This is a genomic window from Sorangium sp. So ce1014, assembly GCF_051521505.1.
Classification (GTDB): Bacteria; Myxococcota_A; Polyangia; order Polyangiales; family Polyangiaceae; genus Sorangium.
On sequence record NZ_CP150356.1, the window covers coordinates 2,382,882 to 2,402,576 of the forward strand.

Annotated in this window: 14 protein-coding genes; 11 read left to right on the forward strand and 3 right to left on the reverse strand. The window is 69.0% G+C overall.

The genetic code is table 11. The features are described from left to right. The first annotated feature begins 84 nt into the window (after positions 1-84). The 4 genes from glnE (at position 85) to WME75_RS09165 (ending at position 6,623) form a co-directional block, all read left to right on the forward strand. On the forward strand, positions 85-3,237 hold the full coding sequence (gene glnE, locus WME75_RS09150; RefSeq protein WP_437488626.1) for a bifunctional [glutamate--ammonia ligase]-adenylyl-L-tyrosine phosphorylase/[glutamate--ammonia-ligase] adenylyltransferase: 3,153 nt from the start codon (positions 85-87) through the stop codon (positions 3,235-3,237). A gap of 49 nt (positions 3,238-3,286) precedes the next feature. Beyond that, on the forward strand, positions 3,287-3,829 hold the full coding sequence (locus WME75_RS09155; RefSeq protein WP_437488629.1) for a hypothetical protein: 543 nt from the start codon (positions 3,287-3,289) through the stop codon (positions 3,827-3,829). A gap of 424 nt (positions 3,830-4,253) precedes the next feature. Then, on the forward strand, positions 4,254-5,693 hold the full coding sequence (locus WME75_RS09160; protein WP_437488632.1) for a carboxypeptidase regulatory-like domain-containing protein: 1,440 nt from the start codon (positions 4,254-4,256) through the stop codon (positions 5,691-5,693). A gap of 714 nt (positions 5,694-6,407) precedes the next feature. Beyond that, the gene (locus tag WME75_RS09165; RefSeq protein ID WP_437488634.1) at positions 6,408-6,623 is read left to right on the forward strand and encodes a hypothetical protein; all 216 of its coding nucleotides are present in this window, start codon (positions 6,408-6,410) and stop codon (positions 6,621-6,623) included. 80 nt (positions 6,624-6,703) lie between these two features. On the opposite strand, the gene WME75_RS09170 is transcribed toward WME75_RS09165, so the two are convergent. The 3 genes from WME75_RS09170 to WME75_RS09180 all read right to left on the reverse strand — a co-directional run bounded on the left by WME75_RS09170 (position 6,704) and on the right by WME75_RS09180 (position 9,586). After that, positions 6,704-7,318 carry a hypothetical protein gene (locus tag WME75_RS09170; protein WP_437488637.1) on the reverse strand — a complete coding sequence of 205 codons (615 nt, stop codon included), beginning with the start codon at positions 7,316-7,318 and terminating at the stop codon, positions 6,704-6,706. A 198-nt stretch (positions 7,319-7,516) separates the two neighbouring features. Continuing rightward, positions 7,517-8,503: a hypothetical protein gene (locus tag WME75_RS09175; protein WP_437488640.1), complete on the reverse strand. Its 987-nt coding sequence runs from the start codon at positions 8,501-8,503 to the stop codon at positions 7,517-7,519. 33 nt (positions 8,504-8,536) lie between these two features. Then, positions 8,537-9,586: a hypothetical protein gene (locus WME75_RS09180; protein ID WP_437488643.1), complete on the reverse strand. Its 1,050-nt coding sequence runs from the start codon at positions 9,584-9,586 to the stop codon at positions 8,537-8,539. 198 nt (positions 9,587-9,784) lie between these two features. Between WME75_RS09180 and WME75_RS09185 the strand changes: the two genes are divergently transcribed. The 7 genes from WME75_RS09185 to WME75_RS09215 all read left to right on the forward strand — a co-directional run bounded on the left by WME75_RS09185 (position 9,785) and on the right by WME75_RS09215 (position 19,695). After that, positions 9,785-10,894, forward strand: coding sequence for a DUF444 family protein (locus WME75_RS09185; protein WP_437488646.1), 1,110 nt, complete (start codon positions 9,785-9,787; stop codon positions 10,892-10,894). A 6-nt stretch (positions 10,895-10,900) separates the two neighbouring features. Beyond that, positions 10,901-12,463 carry a SpoVR family protein gene (locus WME75_RS09190; RefSeq protein ID WP_437488648.1) on the forward strand — a complete coding sequence of 521 codons (1,563 nt, stop codon included), beginning with the start codon at positions 10,901-10,903 and terminating at the stop codon, positions 12,461-12,463. Beyond that, positions 12,460-13,668, forward strand: coding sequence for a tetratricopeptide repeat protein (locus tag WME75_RS09195; protein ID WP_437488651.1), 1,209 nt, complete (start codon positions 12,460-12,462; stop codon positions 13,666-13,668). Before WME75_RS09190 ends, WME75_RS09195 begins: the two co-directional genes overlap by 4 nt. 846 nt (positions 13,669-14,514) lie before the next feature. Beyond that, positions 14,515-15,090 (forward strand): hypothetical protein, encoded by a 576-nt coding sequence (locus tag WME75_RS09200; protein WP_437488654.1) that lies wholly within the window; start codon positions 14,515-14,517, stop codon positions 15,088-15,090. Between the two features lie 55 nt (positions 15,091-15,145). After that, entirely contained in the window at positions 15,146-16,312 is a 1,167-nt protein-coding gene (locus WME75_RS09205; RefSeq protein ID WP_437488657.1) for a methyltransferase domain-containing protein, read from the forward strand. Between the two features lie 44 nt (positions 16,313-16,356). Beyond that, positions 16,357-18,753, forward strand: a complete 2,397-nt coding sequence (locus WME75_RS09210) for a SpoIIE family protein phosphatase (RefSeq protein WP_437488659.1) — start codon at positions 16,357-16,359, stop codon at positions 18,751-18,753. Positions 18,754-18,777: 24 nt separating this feature from the next. Continuing rightward, entirely contained in the window at positions 18,778-19,695 is a 918-nt protein-coding gene (locus tag WME75_RS09215) for a slr1658 superfamily regulator (protein ID WP_012234413.1), read from the forward strand.

Here is a 19,695-nt window from a genome sequence, read left to right on the forward strand (position 1 = left end):
AGGCGACGCTTGGCGGCGATAAACTGGCGGTCGGGCGCTGCGGAACCGGCGTTCGCGCCCCCACGGTCTTGCTAGCCTCCCGCCATGCAACAGGTCTCGAGGCTCCTGGAGATCGCGAACGCGATCGATGAGCAACGCGTGAAGGACCGCGCGGCGCGGCTGGCGCCCCGCCTGCACCCCGGGACGATGGCCTTCGCCATCGCGGCGCTCCTCACGGCCGCCTACCCCGCGATCGGCGCGATCATCGAGGCAAATCCGGAGTTCGCGGAGCGGCTCGCGGCGGAGGGGCACCAGACGGCCCGCGACCGCGCCACCTACCTGGCGCGGATCCGTGGCCGCATCGGCGACGTCTCGGACGCCGCTCGCGTCCGGCGGGAGCTCCGGCGCATCGCGCGCGAGGAGCGGATCCGCATCGCGCTGCGCGAGATGCTCCCGCCGTCGGCGGGGGGCGCGGACATCGACGTCACCGCGCGTGAGCTCACCGCGCTCGCCGAGGCCACCATCGAGGTCGCGCTCGCGGAGGCCGTCTCGGCCGTGACCGCGCGGTTCGGAGAGCCGCGCACCGCGACCGGCGCGCGATCCAAGTTCGTCGTCCTCGGCATGGGGAAGCTCGGCGGCGACGAGCTCAACGCGGGCTCCGACGTGGACCTGATCTACCTCTACGACACCGACGAAGGGCACGTGGGCCCCTCCGACGACCGCGCCGTCTCGGTCACCCTGCACGACTTCTGGGCCCGCGTCGCGCGCCGCCTCACGGCGACGCTCGAGGAGGTCACGGAGGACGGGTTCGTCTGGCGCGTGGATCTCCGGCTTCGCCCCGAGGGGCGGAGCGGCCCGCTCGTCAACTCGCTGGCCGCCGCCGAGCGCTACTACGAGTCGTTCGGCCGCCTCTGGGAGCGCGCCGCGCTGCTCCGCGCCCGCGAGATCGCCGGCGATCTCGACTTCGGCGCCGAGGCGCTCGGGGTGCTCGGCCCGTTCGTGTGGCGGCGCCAGGTCGATCCGCAGCTCGCCGTCGACATGATCGAGCTCGTCGACCGCGCCCGCGCGGAGCTCTCGCACGACGCGTCGCGCGACCTGAAGCTCGGCCCCGGCGGGATCCGCGAGGCGGAGTTCTTCGTGCAAATCCTGCAGCTCATCTGGGGAGGGCGGGTGCCCCGGGCGCGCGCGCAGGGCATGCTCGATGGCCTCAGGCGCCTGCGCGCGCTCGGGTACGTGACCGACCGGGAAGGGCGGGAGCTCGTGGAGGGCTACCTCGCGCTCCGGCGCGCGGAGCACGCGGTCCAGTCCGCTACCGGGCTGCAGACGCACCAGCTCCCCGACAGCGAGGCGGAGATCGAGCGCCTCGCCCGGACGCTGCGCTTCAAGGACGCCGCGGCGTTCCTCGCCGACACAGCGCAGCGCCGGAGCCGGATCAAGGCCCGGCTCCTGTCGCTCCTGCCGAAGGGGAGCTCCCGGCCGTCGCGGTGGATCGAGGCGATGGCCGCGCTCGATCACGGCGATCGCGACGCCTTCGCCGAGGCGCTCGCGAAGCACGCCGTGCTCGTCCTCGGCGGCGCGGGGGGAGAGCCGGAGGCCGCCGCCGCCGACGTCGCGGCGGCCGACCTCGACGCGCAGCCCGCCGGCGCGCCGCCCGAGCCGGGCGCGAACACCTCGCTGACCGCGCGGTTCCGCGACGTCGCCGACGATCTGTTCGAGCTCTCGCGCCACCCGGATGGCCTGCTGGGCGCCCGCAGCCGCGAGGCGTCCTCGTCGCTCGCGGAGACGCTGCTCGCCGCGGTCGTCGACGCCGCCGATCCGGAGCAGGCCGCGCGCTTCCTCCGGCTGTGCTTCTCCCGCATCAGGCACTCCGCCGTCTATGCGCGCATGCTCGGCGACGATCCGCGCGCGCTCCGCCGGCTCGTCGAGGCGCTCGGGTCGAGCGCGTTCATCGGCGACGCCATGGTCAGGTACCCCGAGCTCGTCGACGTCGTCCTGTTCGCGCGCGGCGCGCCGAGCGCCGACGTCATCAGGCACACGATCGAGGAGAGCCTCAGCGAGGCCGCGCCGGACGACGATCCGGAGGAGGCGCTCATCGCCGCGCTCCGGCGCGCGAAGGCGCGCGTCACCATCGAGGTCGGCCTCGCGGACCTGAGCGGCGAGGTCGGCACGCGCGAGGCGACGCTCGCGCTCTCGGATCTGGCCGACGCGTCGCTCGAGGCCGCGACGCGCTTCGCGCTGGGGACGCCGCCCGGGGAGCCGGTGCGGGGGCTCGCCGTGATCGCGATGGGCAAGCTCGGGGGGCGCGAGATCGGCTACGGCTCGGACCTGGACGTCTTCTTCCTGTTCGATCCGACGTGCGCCCCGTCCGGCGATCAGGGTCCCGGCTCGGATCCAGGCACCTACTACGCGCGGCGCGCGCGGCAGATCATCCGGCTCATCTCGATGTCGCACGCGGCGGGCCCCGGCTACGAGCTCGACACGCGCCTGCGCCCGTCGGGCAGCCAGGGGCTGCTCGTCACGTCCATCGACTCGTTCGCTCGCTATCACGGCATCCGCCCCGCGGACGGGGCGGACCCGGCGGAGCCGGAGCCGTCGCCCGCGCGGCACATCCGCGCGGCGATCTGGGAGCGCCTCGCGCTGATCCGGGCGCGCGCGTCGGCCGGCGATTCCGGGCTCGGGGCGGAGGCGATGGCGATCGCGCACGAGGCCGCGTACCTCCAGGCGGACGACTTCGAGCGGATCGCCGAGGAGATCCACCGCCTCCGGCTGCGCATGGAGCGCGAGCTCTCGCACGAGCGCCGCGGTCGCCGCGACTTCAAGCTCGGGCGGGGCGGCCTCGCGGACATCGAGTTCGCGGTGCAGCTCCTGCAGATCCGCCACGGCGCCGACCCGCGCGTCAGGACCACCGAGACGCTCGGGGCGATCGACGCGCTCGCCTCGGCCGGGCACCTCTCGGCCGCGCACGCCGAGATCTTCCGGGAGGGCCACGCGTTCCTGCGCAAGCTGGAGCAGCGGATCCGCATCGTGCACGCCGACGCCTCGCAGCTGCTCGAGGAGAACGCGCCCGGGGTCCCGCTCCTCGCGCGGCGGACGGGCATCCGGGGCCGCACCGCGGCCGAGGCCGCGAGGGAGCTGCTCGCGCGCTACGGCGCGATCACCGAGCGCGTCCGCCGTGCGTACGAGGCCATCGTCGCGCCCGGCGCGGCGCCGAGCGCGGGGTCCGGGGGGGAGGCGAGCGCGCCGGGCGACGCGCGCTGATGGTTGCCGTTGACCCTCGACCGGGCGCGGTGGAATGTCAGGCGATCCGATGAACACTCAGAGCGAGAAGAACGCAGGCGCGGCGAACGGGCGCCATCGCTTCACCCAGGTGACCTCCCTCGACAGCCTCATCGGCGCGCACCCGGATGCGTTGAGGCAGATCTACGGCACAGGGACGCCGGCGGATCCGGCGGAGCTCGGCGACGCGCCGCGAGGGCGCCTGCTCGCCCTGCAGCCGACGGCCGGGGTTCACCTGGCGACCCGCCCGCTGATCAGGGCGCTCGCGTCGAGCTGGATGCCCTGGAAAGGGAATGAGTTCGACCATGGAGGCAACTCCGGCACGAACGTGGTCCTCGGGAGCAAGGTGTGCCGCTTCAAGGCGCAGCTCGTGCCCTCGGAGCTCGACGGAGAGCCGACGCTCGCGCTGACCTACGGCGAGAAGGCGTTCGGCAATCCCTGGCCCGTGAGCGCGTTCAAGGACGAGCTGCGGACCGTGTCGACCGGGGTCGCGATCGGGCCGGTGCTGTTGAAATGGCACGAGCGGTGGCACGTCGTGCTCTGGTTCGGGCTGACGCGGGTCGATCCGCACTGACCGGCGGTCCGGATCGAACAGCCCCGGACAGCCGTCGCCGCGCGCGGCCAGCTCCGGCAGCACCCGCGGCGTCGCTCGCCTCGCTCGCGGCGCGATTGCGCGCAGCCGCTGGAGCGGCGTGCTCCATCACAATCACCCACGCGTCGATCCTTCGTGTGATCGTGTCGCGCACATGTCGCAGGCGCGGAGATCCGCTGTTCGATCCGTCCGACGCCGAGATGCGCGCGTCCTGCGCGGAGGCAGTGGTCAGGAGTATCAGGGCTCACCCTGATCTACTATCGCTTCATCCCTGCTCTTTGCTGGACATACTTCCCGATTTCTACGCTCTGGCCTACGATAGAGACTGGGCGGCAGCAGGGTACCTTTGCTCGCATCGCCCGGGAGGCTCGAAATGTTGACTTGGTCGGGCAAGGCGGGAGTCTTGATGGCTGCGATCGCTGTAGCGCCGGGCGTCATCGCTGGCTGCTCCTGCGGCGATACGGGAGGCACGGCGATCCCGGCATCCGGCGGCGCGGGGCCTGGTGGCGGAGGCGGAGACGGAGACGGAGGCGGCTTCGGCAGCGGCTTCGGCGGCTTCCTGGCGAATGTCGGCGGGGGCGGCCTGGGGGGTAACGGCTCGTGCGAGGGCCTCGAATGCCAGCAGGTCCAATGCGAGAACGGGGCGAAGACCACGGTGAGCGGCACCGTCTACGACCCCTCGGGCAAACTGCCCCTCTACAACGTGATTGTCTACGTTCCGAATGCGCCGCTCGATCCGCTCACCGACGGCGCGACGTGCGATCAATGCAGCGCGACGCTCTCGGGCTCGCCCCTCGTGACGGCGCTGACCGACACGAAAGGAAGCTTCGTCCTGGAGGACGTGCCGGTTGGCGAGAGCATCCCGCTCGTCGTCCAGGTGGGCAAGTGGCGGCGCGAGATCACGCTCCCGGTGGTCGAGAGATGCAAGGACACCGCGACGGATGCGGGGGTCGTCCGGCTGCCGCGCAACCAGGCGGAGGGGCACATCCCCAAGATCGCCCTCACGACGGGCGGCGCCGATCCCCTCGAGTGCTTGCTGCGCAAGCTCGGGATCGACGAGAGCGAGTTCACTCCGGAGACCGGGACGGGGCGGATCAACCTGTTCGCTGGCCGTGGTGACGCGGGGCACCCCGTGACGACGCGGTATGCGGAAGGCCTCAATCAAGGTGTGGAGCTCACGCCGGCCACGAGCCTCTGGGGGACCGTCGACAGCCTGCGCCAGTACGACATGGTGATCCTCGCCTGCGAGGCCGATCCGCACGTCGAAGACAAGCCGGAGACGGCGCGCCAGGCCATGCTCGATTACACCTCGATGGGCGGGCGCGTGTTCGCGTCCCACTGGCACAACGTCTGGCTGAAGCGGGGGCCGGCGCCGTTCCCGAGCACGGCGGTCTGGGACAACTTCAACGAGGACCCGGTGAGCCCCCTCACGGCGCTCGTGGACACCACGCTTCCGAAGGGGCAAGCCCTGGCGGACTGGCTCGTCAACGTCGGCGCGTCGACCGCGCCCGGCGAGATCGTGATCAACGGGGCGCAGCACACGGTGAACGACGTGGTCGAGGGCACCTCGACCCGGTGGATCTATTACAACGAGCCTGAGCCGGCCGGGGTCCAGTACTTCACATTCAACACGCCCATCGGCGTCGACGAAGATCAGCAGTGCGGGCGCCTCGTGTTCACGGACATCCATGTCTCCGCGGGCGACGTCACCGGCCCGCCCTTCCCGGAGGGGTGCTCCGAGGAGGAGCTGACGCCTCAGGAGAAGGCGCTGCTCTTCATGCTGTTCGACCTGTCGTCCTGCATCGTGCCCGACGACGAGGTGCCGCAGGTTCCCATTCCGCAGTGACGCCCCCCGTCTGACTCCGCCCGCCCGCTCTGCGCCGTGGGCCGGCCCCGGAGCCCTCTGCCAGGGCTGCATGACGGAACTCAGCGTTCTCCCGACAGACGTCGTCCCCCTCCCGAGCTGCCGTAAACGATGCTTGGCCACGCGCGGGAACGCGGGAAATGGGCGCCCCGCGCCCCTGGACGAGCGTCGCTCGTCATCGGGCCACGCCTGAGCGTTTCTCCGGAACACCCTGCTTCAATCCGCTGCGCCTGACGCGCGAGGCCGTGAGCCCTGGACCGTCGGTTCTCACATTGCGCGCGATCGGCCGGAGGCTCACGCTGCCAGCCATTCCGCCGCTCTTCCTCGCCGCGTTGCGACAGCGATTGAGCAGAGCAAGACGGCAAGGAGGACGACAGCAGAGACAAGAGGCTGTCGCGGTGGGAAGCACCACGCACATACGGAATGTCATCCATGCATGGCCCGGGGATCCTGCTAGCATGAATCTCAACCGCAGTGCGGTGCCACTCCCGAGCCTGGGTCGCTGGTTTTCGGCTCGCCCGAAGGAGCATTCCTACGATGGTCCAGCATCGCCCTACGCCAGCGGCTGCATGTGGGACCATCGAGCGCGGGCCTCGCGAAGGCGGCCTCGCGCCGCGGTCTCCCGGGACATTGCAGGGTACCGGGCGCACGGAGGCGCTTCCGCCGCAGAGCGGGATGGGGGGGGTGTGCGGAGCGATGGAGGGCGATGAAATTCAGGTCTGTCCTGCGTCCCTGCCGCCGTCCTCGCGCCGGTACCTCGCTGGCCGGCGCGGTGACGCGGGCTGCCCGCTCTGCGCGAGGCGCGCGCGCGGGGGGGCGACGCTGTCGGGGCTCGGCGGGACGGCGTACCACTTCCTGACCGCCACCTGGGTGGTCCTCATGGTCGGCGAGCCGTCGCCGTCGCAGCCCTGACCGGGCACCGCTGAGATCTGCTGTTGTAGGAAAAATGCAGGCGGGCGCTCCGCGACGCGCGGCGCGCCCGACGCTGCGGCTCAGCTGGCCGACCGCCTTCCGGCGGTCGCGCGCTTCTGGCCGGCCCTCTGCGCGCCCGGCTGCGCTGACCTCGTCCGCCGCGCTCCACCGCGCCCGCCGGCAGGCGGCTGCCTCGCCGCGCCGGCGCGCTGCGGTGTCGCCCGCTTGGTGCTCGCCGCCTTGCGCGCCGTCTTCCGCCCGCCGGCCGCCGCCGGCCCGGCCGTGCCCCGGGCGCGCCCCGCCGCCGCTCCTCCGGCGGCGGCCCGCTTCCTCGTAGCAGCCGCCTTCTTGGCCGCGGCGCTCCGCGGCCCGCTCGTCTGGCCGGCGGCCGCCTTCCTCGCCGCGCTGCCCGTCCTTGGCTTCGCCCCCGCCTTTGCCCCCGCTGTGGTGCGCGCCGTGCCCGGTCGCGCGGCGGCGCCTGCTCCTGCCTTGCGCGCCCCCTTCCCGGCCTGGGTCGCGCGCCGGGTCGGGCTCGCGGTCTTCCTCGCGCCGCTGGCCGCGGCCTTGGTCCGCCTGCCCGGCGCCGTCCGGCCGGCCTCGCCCTGGGACGTCGCGGGCGAAGCCTGTTCGCGCTCGCCGCTCCCGACCCGCTTCCGCTGCTTGGACGTATCCTTTGCTGTCTCGCCTCTCGGCATTGAGCCCTCCCCCCGAGCTCTCTCGACATGAGCTCGCTCGTGGACTCATGGTGCCACAGCCTTTCCTCTTTCCCGGTCGGAAAATCGGCGGGAAGTACCGGAATCGAAATCAGGAATCGCTGTAGCCCACCCCGGCGAAAGCGCCTATTGCGCGTCAGGCACGCGGCAGATCGGCGCCGGAGACCCGCTCGGAAGCGCTCAGAAATCCCAGTCGAAGCCGACGCGGACGCCGCCCTTGAGGTTCCACTGGGCGGGGCGCCGGTGGGTCTCGAGCACGTGCTCGACCGCGATGCCGAGACCGGCCCACGGCATGACGCCCCGCATCCGCAGGGACGAGACGCCGACCAGCGCGCCGGCGCGCAGCCCCGGGCTCAAGCGGAGGTCGTCCTGGGTGAAGTACGCGAGCGAGGCGAGCTCGCCTTCGTAGTGCCAGGTGCGGGCGTGGTAGCGCAGCACCATCGGCAACGCGGCGACGAAGCTGATGGGGAAGCGGGTCTTGGTCTCCGTCTGCTCGAGCTGCGCCGTGCCGCCGAACTCGCCGCCGGCCAGGAACGTCCAGCGCTCGTCGAGCCCGCTGCCGAGCAGCATCCGCGCCGAGCCGCCGGCGCCGGGGAGGACCCGGCCGGCCGCGCCCTCGAGGACCACGATGCCGCCCCCCTCCACGTTGAGCGTGGTCCGGTAGGCGTCGGTCTCGCGCCCCCGGAAGGCCGGGGAAGGGCGGAGCCAGAACGGGCACTCGGCCGGCGCATCGCCGGCGCCGCGCGCGCGGCGCATCGCCTCGGCGAGGAGCGCGCGCACCCGCGTCGCGAACAGGAGCTCCGCGACCTCGTCGAGATCGCCCCCGCCGCGCCGGAACGCCTCCTCGACGGGCCCGCCGAGCTCGAGGATCTGCCGGTCGAGCGCGGCGAGCGCGGTGGCGCGCGTCTCCGCGGTCGCCGAGCACACGCTCATCAGCGCCGGCGACATGATCTCGTCGATCTCGTACCGATCGATCGTCCAGCCGAGCGACTGCTGCACCTCGACCATCTTCTCGAGATCGACGAGCAGGCCGACCACCGCGAGATCGCGCGGCGCGGCCTCCTCCGGCGGCGCCCGCGGCGGCGCGGCCTCCGCGAGGGGCGCCGCCGACGCCGCGAGCAACGCGGCGAGCACCGGACCCCACGCCAGCGCGGACACCTTTCCCATTGCGCCTCGCACGATCGCTCCTCGCATTGTCCCTCAGAAGCAGGTGCCGCCGCCGCAGCTCCTGCCCACGCAGCGCAGCAGCTGGAACGTCTCGGGGCTGTTCATGCACTCGAACCCGCAGACCGCGGGGCCGTTCCCCTCGTCGAGGCAGCCGAAGAAGCACGCCACGTCCTCGGCGCAGGCGAGGCTGATGAGGCACTGGTTGAGCTGCGCGCAGCAGCTCTCGGCCACGCAGCCCCCGCACGCGGTCCCGTCGGACGGGCAGGCGGGGCCGCCGCAGAGGCCGTTCTGGCAGTCGTCGTCGCAGCACTCGTCCGAGCCCGCGCACGGCCGGCCGTCGGGCCTGCACTCGGTCACGCACCCGGAGACCGGATCGCACGCGCCGCTGCAGCACGCCGCGTCGGACGCGCAGGCGCTGCCGTCTCCGGCGCACGCGCCGCAGGTCAGCCCGCAGAGCCCCGTGGCCTCGCCGACGCAGATCTCGTCCCAGCTGGAGCTGCAGCAGAACGGGTCGAACCGGCAGATCTCCGCCTCGCAGCCGCCGCAGTCCGCCGTGAGCGGCGCGCCGATCGCGCACGGCTCGTGCGAGCAGGCCACGCCCCCGCAGACGCCCTCGTCACAGACGCCGGAGCAGCACGCGTCGGCCGAGCCGCACGCCTCCCCGTCGGGGCTGCACCCGCCGCAGACACCCGCGTTGCAGCGCCCGGAACAGCAGTCCGCGCCCGCGTCGCAGCCGGAGCCATCGGGCGAGCACGCCTCGACGCAGCCGCCATCGCGGCAGGCGCCGCTGCAGCACGCTCCCGTGCAGCAGTCGCCCGGGGCGTCGCACGGCGCGCCGTCCTGCGCGCAGCTGCCGCCGCCACAGATCCCCCGCGCGCACGCGGCGCTGCAGCAGTCGGCCGCGCCCCGGCAGGGGAGCCCGTCCTCCCGGCACACCGTCGCGTCCGGACGTGCGTCGGGGGCGCCCCCTGCGTCCGCGAGCTCGGACAGCCCGACGAGCTGCTCGCGTGAGCCGCAGCCCAGGGCCGGCGCCGCGAGGGCGAGGAGGACCACCAGGAGCAGGGCGGGCGCTCGGGAAAGCACGGGCTCGAGGCTATCACGGGCGCAGTCCATGACGGGCGGGCGTGACGGTGGGGAAAGCGGCGTGAAGCGGCGTGAAGCGTGGCGGGACGGAGCGGTAGGGGACGGCGGTAGGGGGAGCGCGAGACGGCGGTGCGGGAGACCTCGGCGGCCCGCCGAACGTTCGGACCCGGGGCCGCTTCCGATGCTACACTCGCCAGCGTGTCGTTGAAGATCGACCAGGATCACGGGCGCTTCCGTCAGATCGTTCGCGGCCGCATCCGCGAGAACCTGCGCAAGTACATCTCGCAGGGCGAGCTCATCGGGCGAAAGGGAAAGGACCTCGTCTCGATTCCCATTCCGCAGATCGACATCCCGCGCTTCCGCTTCGGCGACAAGCAGCGCGGTGGCGTGGGGCAGGGCGAGGGCAACCCCGGCGATCCTGTGGGAGGCTCGGACGACAAGCAGCCCGGGCAGGGGCAGGCGGGCAGCGGCGAGGGCGACCACCTCCTCGAGGTCGACGTCACGCTCGAGGAGCTCGCCGGCATCCTCGGCGAGGAGCTCGAGCTGCCCGACATCATGGACAAGGGCAAGAGCAAGATCTCGAACGCCCACGACCGCTACTCGGGCATCCGCCGGGTCGGCCCGGAGTCGCTGCGTCACTTCAAGCGGACGTACCGCGAGGCGCTGAAGCGGATGATCTCGAGCGGGACGTTCCGCCCGACGGCGCCTGTGGTCGTCCCCATCCCCGACGACAAGCGGTACCGCTCGTGGAAGACGATCACCGAGCCCGTCGCGAACGCGGTCATCATCTACATGATGGATGTCTCCGGCTCGATGGGCGACGAGCAGAAGGAGATCGTGCGTATCGAGTCGTTCTGGATCGATGCGTGGCTGACGCGCCAGTACAAGGGCCTCGAGTCGCGCTTCATCATCCACGACGCGATCGCCCGCGAGGTCGACCGGGACACGTTCTTCCACACGCGCGAGTCCGGCGGCACGATGATCTCGAGCGCCTACAAGCTCTGCTCTCAGATCATCGACAACGACTACCCGCCGCACGAGTGGAACATCTACCCGTTCCACTTCTCCGACGGCGACAACTGGTCGATGGACGACACGCTCTCCTGCGTGGACGTGCTCAAGAACCAGCTCCTGCCGCGGGTCAACATGTTCGCCTACGGGCAGGTCGAGAGCCCGTACGGCTCTGGCCAGTTCATCAAGGATCTGAAGGAGCACTTCTCGCATGACGACCGGGTCGTGGTGAGCGAGATCAGGGACAAGGACGCCATCGTGGGCAGCATCAAGGATTTCCTGGGGAAGGGGAAGTAGAGCGGTATGAGCAAGTTCGCGTTGAACACCGCGCTCCCCCGGTACCTGCGCACCGAGAAGGAGCGCATCGAGAAGATCGCCCGGGACTTCGGGCTCGACTTCTTCCCGGTCATCTTCGAGATGCTGACGTACGACCAGATGAACGAGATCGCCGCGTACGGCGGCTTCCCGAGCCGCTATCCGCACTGGCGGTTCGGCATGGAGTACGAGCAGCTGTCGAAGAGCTACGAGTATGGCCTCTCGAAGATCTACGAGATGGTCATCAACAACAACCCTTCGTACGCCTACCTGCTCGAGGGCAACTCGCTCACCGACCAGAAGCTCGTGATGGCGCACGTGTACGCGCACGTCGACTTCTTCAAGAACAACTTCTGCTTCCGGTCCACCGATCTCGACTATCGCGGCCCGCTCGTCGACCCCGTGCGCAAGAGCGAGTCCTATGATCCGGACCGCAAGTGGATCGACAAGATGGCGAACCACGGCGCCCGCGTGTCGCGCCACATCGAGCGCCACGGCATCAACAAGGTCGAGGCGTTCGTCGACCACTGCCTCTCGCTCGAGAACCTGATCGACCCGTGGGCCCCGTTCACCGGCCGCCCGGCGCCCAGGGAGGAAGAGGAGCCCACGGAGGAGCCGATGGACACCTACAAGCTCCGCGCCAAGGAGTACATGGACTCCTTCATCAACCCGGAGGAGATCCTCGCGGCGCAGAAGAAGAAGCGGCAGGACCAGAAGAAGCCGGATCGCAGGGTCCCGGAGCGCCCGGAGCGCGACGTGCTCAAGTTCCTGCTCGACCACGCGCCGCTCGATCGGTGGGAGCGCGACGTGCTCGAGATCATCCGCGAGGAGGCCTACTACTTCGTGCCCCAGCGCCAGACGAAGATCATGAACGAGGGGTGGGCCTCGTACTGGCACTCGAGGATGATGACCGAGAAGGTCCTCGATGCGTCGGAGATCATCGACTACGCCGAGAACAACGCCGGTGTCATGGCGACGGCGCCGGGGCGGTTCAACCCCTACAAGGTCGGCGTGGAGCTCTATCGCTACATCGAGGAGCGGTGGAACAAGGGCCGCTTCGGCCGCGAATGGGAGGAGTGCACCGACCTCGACGCGAAGCGCACCTGGGACATGCGGCTCGGCCTCGGCCGCGAGAAGATCTTCCAGGTGCGCGCGCTCTACAACGACGTGACCTTCATCGACGAGTTCCTGACACCGGAGTTCATCATCGATCAGAAGATGTACACGTTCGGCTTCTCGGGGCGGAACGACAGGTTCGAGATCGAGAGCCGCGAGTTCAAGGAGGTGAAGGAGAAGCTCCTCTTCCAGCTCACGAACTTCGGCGACCCCTACATCCGCGTCGTCGACGCCAACTACGGCAACCGCGGCGAGCTCCTGCTCGAGCACGTGCACGGCGGCTTCGACCTGCGCGCCGACTACGCGCGCGAGACGCTCATGGCGCTCGTCCGGTGCTGGAAGCGGCCGGTCGGCGTGGCGACGAAGATGGACAACAAGCCTGTGCTGCTCCGGTACGACGGCAAGGAGCACGCGATGACCCCGTACAAGCTGTGAGCTCCTGCGGATCGATCCGCCGGCTCGCGGTCCTGCTCGCGCTCGCCGGCTGCGCCGGCGCGCCGGCGGCGCGGCAGCCGGCGGAGGCGCCCGCGCGATCGGCCTCGCTCGACCCGCCCGCGCCGCCGCCGGCCCCTGCCGCGCCGCCGGCGGGGAGCGCGTCCGCCGCGAGCGCGGCGGGAGCGCCGGCGCTCGGCTCGGGCGTCCCGCTCGACGCGCCGTCCACCAGCGAGGCCGCGGCGGCGAGCCCTCCTCCGCGCGTCGCGCGCGGCACCGGCACGCCGGCGGACAGGAAGCTCGAGGAGGGCGACGCCGCCTACGCGGGAGGTGATTTCGCCGCCGCGGAGAAGGCCTATCGCGCGGCCGCGCTGCTCGACAGGAGAGACCCCGCGGCGATCGTGGGGACCCAGCGCGCGGCGATCGCCAGGGCGGGGGTGTCCTCCGATTACAACGGAGCGCCGGGCGACAGGACGCTGCTCGCCGCGGTTCCGGAGCTGAAGCGCGCGGTGAAGCTCGATCCCGGCCACGCGCCGGCGCACCTCGAGCTCGGCCGCGCCCTCCTCGTCCTCGGCCGCGCCGAGGCGGCGCTCTCCGAGCTCGCGCGGGCCGCGGAGCTCGCACCGAGCGACGCCGAGGCCCGCTCCGCGCTCGGCGTCGCGCACCTCGCGCTCGGCAACCTGCAGGACGCCGTCCGCGAGCTCACGCGGTCCGCCGAGCTCGCCCCCGGCGACGCCGAGCGGCAGGCGAACCTCGGGACGGCGCTGCTCGCCGCGGGGAAGACGGCGGACGCGATCCGCGCCTACGAGCGCGCCGCGAAGCTCGCGCCGGCCGACGCGCGCCTGCAAAACGATCTCGGGACGGCGCTCCTCGCCGCGAACGATCCGGCGCGCGCCGTCCCGTACCTCGAGGCGGCCGTGGCCCGCGACCCGACGCGCGCAACGTACCGCTCGAACCTCGGGTATGCGCACCACCTCCGCGGCGACCTGCCCAGGGCGACCGCGCTCTACCGCGAGGCGCTGCGGCTCGACGACAGGCTCGGCAGCGCCTGGATCAACCTGGGCAACGCGCTGGCGCAGTCGGGCCAGCTGAAGGACGCGCGCGCAGCGTACGAGAAGGCGCGCGCGGTGGATCCCACCGATCCGCGCGTGAAGGCCGTGATGGACGAGCTCGACGCGATCGAGCGGCGCGGCGCCGCGCCGCGGTGACAGCCGCCTATTCGCGGCTGCCGCGCGGGCGCGTGTCAAGCGCAATCGTCGTCGAGCGCGCGCCTGGCCCCCAGCGCTCGCCGCGGTCGGCGGAGAGAGCGAGTTGGCGGGCCAAGCGAGCTCACGGAACGCGCGTCGCCGGCGGCCGCGCGCGCTCTCGCGAGGCCGGACCGCGGGGGGTGCGCGCCCGGATCCGTACGTCGCTGTGAAACCACCCGCCGGAGAGGGCCATTCGCCTCCGCGCTCCTCGCCCGCCTGCACTGGGTAGGTCGCCCCACCGAGATCCGCACACTTCCGTAGCGACTCGCGACCACACGCCTTGAGTCATCTCCGCAGTGCCGGGCGATGGCATGAAAGTGTTGACAGGACCGACGCGCTTTCGATTACCTCCCTTGACGGTGTTCTCGAGGGCTTCGACGGTAGCAGGCGCCGCCTGCCAGGATCTGTGGCCGGTGCGCGCAGCGGCGAATTCTACGTCGCCGCTGCACGGCGCGCGCGCGTCGACTTGTGGACAAATGGGCCGACGAGCACCCGCGCCGCGGTCTTCCCACAAGGCGCTGAGCCCGGGCAACTGCGCAGGTAGCGGTCCGGACCCCCAGAGGCGCAGCGGACGGGTACCTTTCTCTACCTGTACAAATATTCAGCAACGATCGAGTGTGATTTATATCACATTATTGTCTCGATCCTGTAGCAATCCGGGCATCTTCAAGGCAGTCCTCGTTAGCGCTGTGCTCGTCCGAGTTCACCATGGCGACCTCGAACGGGAGCGCGATGCACTCGACGCGGCACCCAGACTCCAGGTACTCTGCGTCCTGCCTCCTCTCGCAAACCAACCCCGAGGCCTTGATGTCCGTTTCGAAGCCGACCGATGTAGCCCCGACGCTGCGACCACCGCCGGTCATGGCGCCGAGCGGCATGATCATCTCAGCCAACTTCTCGGTCACTGGCTTCAGCAAGCGCTGGAGCCACTGCCATCAGATGGCGAACTTCCTCGCGCGGTACGCGAGCGCAAACGAGGACGACCCGGAGCGCTATGCGACGCTGCTGTCGACCTTCTTCAACGAGCTGCTTGAAGCCATCTATCGCAATCACGAGCCGTCGGGCGACATCATCATCACCTTCCAGAGGAACCACGGTCGCATCATCGTGACGGCTGAGGTGCCCGCCAGCAGCGAGAATCTGGCGTTCTACAAGCACGCCGTCCAGCTGCTCAATCAGCCGGATCCGATGGCCTGGTACCGAGAGCAGCTCGAGCACGACGTGCCCGACAACGATGTTACGACTCTAGGTCTGCTGGAGCTCGCGGTGGTGTACGGTTCGACGCTAAGCCTTACTGAACCCAAGAACGGGACCTCGCTGACACTGAACATCGAGCTGCCGTTTACTGAGGTAGATGAAAATGAGTGCTTCAATCTACCCTGAGAACGCTGTCCCGCCGTCGTCTTCATCGGGGAGCCTGCCATCCTGGCGCTCGTCGGTGACCTTCAACATGCGGGTCGACCAGGACGACCAGGAGGTCGCCCTCGCCGGCATGCTCCGGCCGTTCGTGGGCGACCAGATGCGGGCGATCCGGGGGACGCTGGAGACCGCCGCGAAGAACGCGACAGGCGAGCTGACCCTCGACTTCAAGCGCCTCAAGTACATGAACAACGTCGCGTTCCTCGAGATCAACCGGTTCGTCCGGTGGGCCGTGGAAGAGCGACCGAACCTCAAGATCCGCCTCATCATCTCGAGCGTCATCCCCTGGGCGATGCGCAAGTTCCAGGTGATGGAGGAGCTCTATCCCAACGTCTCTGTGGAGGTGTACGACAAGGCCCTCTATCCGATCCAGAGCGTCATCGAGGATGAGGACTTCGTCCGGGTGCTGCGGACCCAGGAGAAGATCGTGTACAACCACGAGCGCAAGCTTCTCCACCGGCACGGCCTGCGTCCGGGCATGAAGGTCGCCGACATCGGCTGCGGGCTCGGGGACTTCGCGGTCCGGCTCAACGCGGAGTACAAGCCGGAGTACGTCACCGCCGTCGACCACTCCAGGGCATTCCTGAAGCACGCCCAGGCGCACGCGCGGAGCCTCGGGATCGAGAACATCGAGTATCAGTACGGCGACGCCGCCGCGCTCCTGATCCCCGACGACGCCTTCGACTTCGTGTCCTGCCGGCTCGCCATCCAGGTCTTCCACATGCCGGACCAGCTGATGAAGGAGCTCTGCCGGATCTGCAAGCCCGGCGGCCGCGTCTACATCACGAACGAGATGCTCGCGTGCGTCACCGGCTTTCCGGATCAGGACCTCATCCGCATGGGGTACCGGCGGTACCTCGAGCTGAGCCGGATGGTCGGGATGGACTTCGACATCGGCGTGAGGACCCGCGAGCTGCTCGCGACCGCGGGCCTCGAGGACATCCGCAGCGATCTCATCGACATCAACAACATGAACACCGACCCGAACCACTTCGCGAAGGTCGTGGAGAGCTGGATCAAATTCTGCGGCGACGTCGCGGCGTCGGCGAGCGCTGATCCGGTGATCTTCGAGGAGATTGGCATCGGGCTCCGGGCCCATGTCTCTGCGATCCTGAGCGACAAGGGGTACGCGAACTGGCCGATCCTCGCCGGCTCCGGGCGTAAGCCAGAACGGCTGATGCGATAGATCGAGTGAACTGGAGGAGCCGATGAGGCGCCGCGAGCCGACATATGGAAGCTAAGGAGCGCAAGAAATTTTCGATCGTTCAATGGATCGTCGAGCGGTCCTCCGGGCGCTTCCGCACGAAGTTCATGCTCGTGGCCTCGCTCGGCGTTCTCATCGCTCTGGCTTCGAGCGCGGGGACGGCCCTGTACAACGTTACACGACTGGAGCAGGAGGCCAGCGCCGAGGTCTACGGCGGTATGGCCCGCGCGAACGACGAGTACCTCGAGAACTACATCGAGACGACGGCGCTCCGGCTCGACCTCCTGTTCGAGCAGACGTTCTCCGAGCTCCGGATGACGGCGTCGATCTTCCAGACGCTGATCGACAACCCGGACGCCGCGGAGGCGATAGGCAACCTCCCCGACCAATCGCCCTTCTTCAGGGACGATTTCCAGGTCGATCCCAACGGGAAGTGGACCCAGAACAAGCCGGGCGAGCAGTCCGTGATGAGCGTGTGGCACTACATGCTCCAGCCGGACGGCTCGATCAAGCCGGAGATCCTGAAGGACGTCAAGAAGAACGCCATCTTCGATCTGTTCGGCCCCGCCATCTGGAAGAACGGGAGCGAGAAGCTCCAGGTGTACTACGTGGGGTCGAAAGAGCGACCCATCATGCGTCTGACGCCCTGGCTCGAGATGGCGCAGACGTTCGATAGGCTCTATCCGGGGCACACGGACAAGAACTTCTGGGACTCCTTCTTCCCCGGCATCTACGAGGGATGGCAGAGGTGGTTGACGGATCCCAGCAGCAAGCCGGTCGCGAAGACCGACGTGACCGGCTATCCTCCTTACATCGACGCGGCGACCGGCGGCAATATCGTCACGTTCTTCAATCCTCTCTGGACGAAGGACCGGGCGGACTGCGCAGGGGCGGTCGCGATCGACGTCACGCTGGATCAGGCGGTGGCCCTCATCCGGCACGTGCACATCAAGTCATCGGGCTTCGCGTTCATGTCGATGTCCGACTCGAACGTGCTCGCGATCAACAGCGAGGGGGAGAAGGTCCTCGGGATCGGCACGCGCGACGGGCAGAACGAGGGCGTGAAGGAGGTCAAGCGGCTCCTCAGCCAGAGCCAGTACCCCGAGGTCGCGAAGATCGCGATGCCGTCGAGCGAGAAGCCGGTCTTCCACCGGGTCTCGATCCAGCGGGCGCCCAACGAGCCGGCCACGCCCTACGTCATCGTCCTGCGGCGCCTGCCCGGGATGAACTTCTACCGGGGTGAGAAGCCCATCGGCATGGAGTACTGGGTGCTCGGGTTCGTGGTGCCCGAGTCCGAGCTCTTCTCCACGGTGCACACGGCCCAGCGCGCCATCCAGTCGACGGCGAAGAACATCCTGGGCCAGCAGATCATCGTCGTCGTGCTGAGCCTGTTCGCCGTGCTGGTGGGCATCGCCTGGGTCGCGCGGAGGATCACGGCCAACCTCGTCGATCTCTCCGAGGCGGCGCACCGGCTGATGAACAAGGACTACTCGATGAGGGTCAACATCGACAGCCAGGATGAGATCGGGCGGCTCGGCATGACCTTCAACGCGATGGCGTCCGACATCGAGCGGTACACGGCGAACCTGGAGGAGCTCGTCAGCGAGCGGACGATGGCCCTCGAGAAGGCGAACGAGGAGATCAGCGAGCTGAACTCGAAGCTCGCGCAGGAGAACATCCGCCTCGGCGCCGAGCTGAACGTCGCTCGCCAGCTCCAGCTGATGGTGCTGCCGGCGCCGAGCGAGCTCCAGGAGATCCCGGGCCTCGACATCGCCGGCTACATGGCCCCGGCCGACGAGGTCGGCGGCGACTACTACGATGTGCTCCAGAGCGGCGGGCTCGTGAAGATGGGCATCGGCGACGTCACCGGCCACGGCCTGGAGAGCGGCGTCTTGATGCTGATGGTGCAGACGGCCGTCCGGACGCTGCTCGCCGCCGACGAGCGGGACCCGAAGAAGTTCCTGAGCATCGTCAACAAGGTCATCTACCAGAACATCCAGCGGATCCGCTCGGACAAGAACCTGTCGCTGACCCTGCTCGACTACAGCGACGGGCAGCTCCAGTTCACCGGTCAGCACGAGGACCTGATCATCGTCCGGAAGGACGGCACCCTCGATCGCATCGAGACCATGGGGCTCGGCTTGCCGATCGGCATCGATCTGGATATCAGCGACTTCATCAGCAGCATCGAGGTGACGCTCGAGCCCGGGGACGTCGTGACGCTCTTCAGCGACGGTATCACCGAGGCGGAGGACTCTTCAGAGGAGCAATACGGCATCGACCGCCTGTGTCACGTGATCTCGCGGAACCACGAAAGAACCTCGAGAGAGATCAAGGACGCTATCATCGAGGATGTCTTGGCGCACGTTGGCTACAACAAAATCCATGATGACATTACGGTACTTGTCATTAAGAGGGTATGAGCAAGGGGGAGACTGGGCATTACCATGAGCGAAATCATCGGCGTCTACTCTTTAGACGATTCGTTCAGCGAACACATGTCGCTGACGTTGTACCCCGACTCGTTCGCGGTGAGATGGAGCCTGTGTAACCTGACGGCGAATTTCATGGCCGAGTACTTCGGAGAGCTCTTCCCGGAGATCGACGGCGAGGACAGGCTCATCAGCCGAGACGAAGTCTCAGGCGCCATCGGTTACGTTCTGAACGAGCTTGTTGAGAACGCCGTCAAGTTCAACCAGCACGGTGACATCACCGTGACCGTCGGCATCGGGCGCGAGGACCTGGTTTGCCTCGTCAGCAACCAGATCACGAACGCCGCTGTCCCTTCGCTGCGCGAGAAGCTGCTGGAGCTCACGCAGGAGGACCCAGGAGAGCTCCTGCGGAGGCAGGCGGAGGCGAACGCCGAGGACGCAGAGAACGCCGGGTCGGGGCTCGGCTATCTGATCATCATGAACGACTACGGTGTCAGTCTTGGGTGGAAGCTGGACCCGATCTCGGTCAACAGCTTCAGCATCAAGACGATGGCCAGGATTCCTATTTTGAACGAAAGGTCGAGAATGGAAATCAAAGGTGGTAACTACCGGGTTTGGTACGATCCCTCCGAGGTGGTGGTGTACCTGGAAGGCATCCTTCGTCTTGGCGGCACCACCGAGTACGCCCCCATCGAGGAGCTGCTCGACAAGGTCCTGGCCACGAACCCACCCACCATCACGCTCGACGTCAGGGCGCTGAACTTCCTGAACAGCTCGGGGATCAACGTCCTCTACAAGTTCGCGATCGCCACCCGCAAGAAGGGTGAGCTCCAGCTCATCGTCCGCGGGTCGAAGTCCATCCCGTGGCAGGGGAAGTCGCTGCCCAACCTCAAGAAGTTCAACCAGAACTTCGAGATGATACTCTGTGATTGA

Excerpts from the sequence above, each read along its gene's own strand:
- WME75_RS09200 (WP_437488654.1), top strand. The coding sequence starts at position 14,515 with ATGTCCGTTTCGAAGCCGACCGATGTAGCCCCGACGCTGCGACCACCG.
- WME75_RS09175 (WP_437488640.1), bottom strand. The coding sequence starts at position 8,503 with ATGGGAAAGGTGTCCGCGCTGGCGTGGGGTCCGGTGCTCGCCGCGTTG.
- WME75_RS09165 (WP_437488634.1), top strand. The coding sequence starts at position 6,408 with ATGGAGGGCGATGAAATTCAGGTCTGTCCTGCGTCCCTGCCGCCGTCC.
- WME75_RS09215 (WP_012234413.1), top strand. The coding sequence starts at position 18,778 with ATGAGCGAAATCATCGGCGTCTACTCTTTAGACGATTCGTTCAGCGAA.
- glnE (WP_437488626.1), top strand. The coding sequence starts at position 85 with ATGCAACAGGTCTCGAGGCTCCTGGAGATCGCGAACGCGATCGATGAG.
- WME75_RS09160 (WP_437488632.1), top strand. The coding sequence starts at position 4,254 with ATGGCTGCGATCGCTGTAGCGCCGGGCGTCATCGCTGGCTGCTCCTGC.
- WME75_RS09170 (WP_437488637.1), bottom strand. The coding sequence starts at position 7,318 with ATGCCGAGAGGCGAGACAGCAAAGGATACGTCCAAGCAGCGGAAGCGG.
- WME75_RS09190 (WP_437488648.1), top strand. The coding sequence starts at position 10,901 with ATGAGCAAGTTCGCGTTGAACACCGCGCTCCCCCGGTACCTGCGCACC.
- WME75_RS09210 (WP_437488659.1), top strand. The coding sequence starts at position 16,357 with ATGGAAGCTAAGGAGCGCAAGAAATTTTCGATCGTTCAATGGATCGTC.
- WME75_RS09155 (WP_437488629.1), top strand. The coding sequence starts at position 3,287 with ATGAACACTCAGAGCGAGAAGAACGCAGGCGCGGCGAACGGGCGCCAT.